1 protein-coding gene and 1 pseudogene are annotated in these 1,152 nt (G+C 76.6%); one reads left to right on the top strand and one right to left on the bottom strand.

What is annotated here, in order from left to right; all coding sequences use genetic code 11:
• Window positions 1-150: 150 nt before the first annotated feature.
• Entirely contained in the window at window positions 151-582 is a 432-nt protein-coding gene (locus HCJ92_RS24210) for a hypothetical protein (protein ID WP_209311545.1), read from the bottom strand.
• Between the two features lie 170 nt (window positions 583-752).
• Between HCJ92_RS24210 and HCJ92_RS24205 the strand changes: the two are divergent.
• Window positions 753-1,152, top strand: a pseudogene (locus HCJ92_RS24205) (hypothetical protein); the annotation flags it as partial.

Genomic DNA, 1,152 nt, shown 5'->3' with positions numbered 1-1,152 from the left:
GTCGGCGACGCGCCGGTCGCACGCCGGCGGGCGACCGGGCGGAACGTTCCTGCACCCGGATGCCGGCCGGGTGCTGCGGGCGAGCCTCCGGGTCGGGCCCCGAGGGGGGCACCCGAGAGGGGCACCGGAGGGGAGTGCGGGGGCGCGGGGTCAGCGGCAGCTGCGGTCGAGCGCCGCGAGCGTGCGGGTCGCCTCGCACAGGGCGGCGCGGAGCCGATCCGGCGCCGTGGCCGGGGTGGGCGCGTCGCGGGGCGGCACCAGCCAGCCGGTGCCGGTCACCGGGGGCTGACAGGAACCCGGCGGCGTGCCGTAGGTCTCGGTACAGGCGCTGCCGGGCAGGTTCCACTCGCGAGCGGTGCCGGGCGGCACCAGGAAACCGAGCGTGTCGCCGTCGCGGTCGTGGAGCACCGGGCCCACCCCGCTGCGCAATCGCAGGATGTCCACCGCTTCGAGTCCCTCCCGGGCGGGGACGGTGACGAGGTCGCAGGGTGTCTCGGGGTGCGCCACCCGGCCGGTGCGGCCGTGATGGGGGGCGTTCGCCCGGTGGCGCGACAGGGCGGTACTGCCCTCGGTGTCCAGCATCGGACTCTCCTCCGCGGTCGGTTCACCCGGTTCAACGCGATTGCACTGTCAAGGGGTACGGTCGCGGACCCCCGCAAAGGGTGGCAGTTCATAGCGGATCTCGGGCGGGTTGCCCCATTCGGGCGACGATAGGGCGGATTGTCCTTCTGTCCGGCCGGTACGGTCCCGACATGACGTTCTCACCCGCGTCACCCGAGGCACCGGAGCCCGACGACCCGGCACGCCCCGCCGCGGGCACCCCACCTCCCCGCCCCAACGAGACCTTCCGCCGGCTCCGCGGGGACCTCTCGCCGGGCGAGTTCGCGGCGGCGGTCCGCCGCGCCGCGCGGGAGATCGGGGAGCGGGTCGCCTGCGACGCGCGGTACGTGGGCCGGGTCGAGTCGGGTGAGATCCGCTGCCCCAACTACGCCTACGAGCGGGTCTTCCGCCACATGTACCCCGGGCTCGGCCTCACCGCGCTCGGGTTCGAACCCCGGGACGCGGTGCGGGGCAGGGCCGCGCCACGCCCCCGGGAGCGGCGCCCCGCACAGGCCGCGTCCGGCGGTGCCGCCGGACGCGGGACGGCCCCCG

Origin of the sequence: Streptomyces spiramenti (genome assembly GCF_012034385.1) — a bacterium.
Lineage (GTDB): Bacteria > Actinomycetota > Actinomycetes > Streptomycetales > Streptomycetaceae > Streptomyces > Streptomyces spiramenti.
This window is presented reverse-complemented; position numbering and strand designations above follow the sequence as displayed.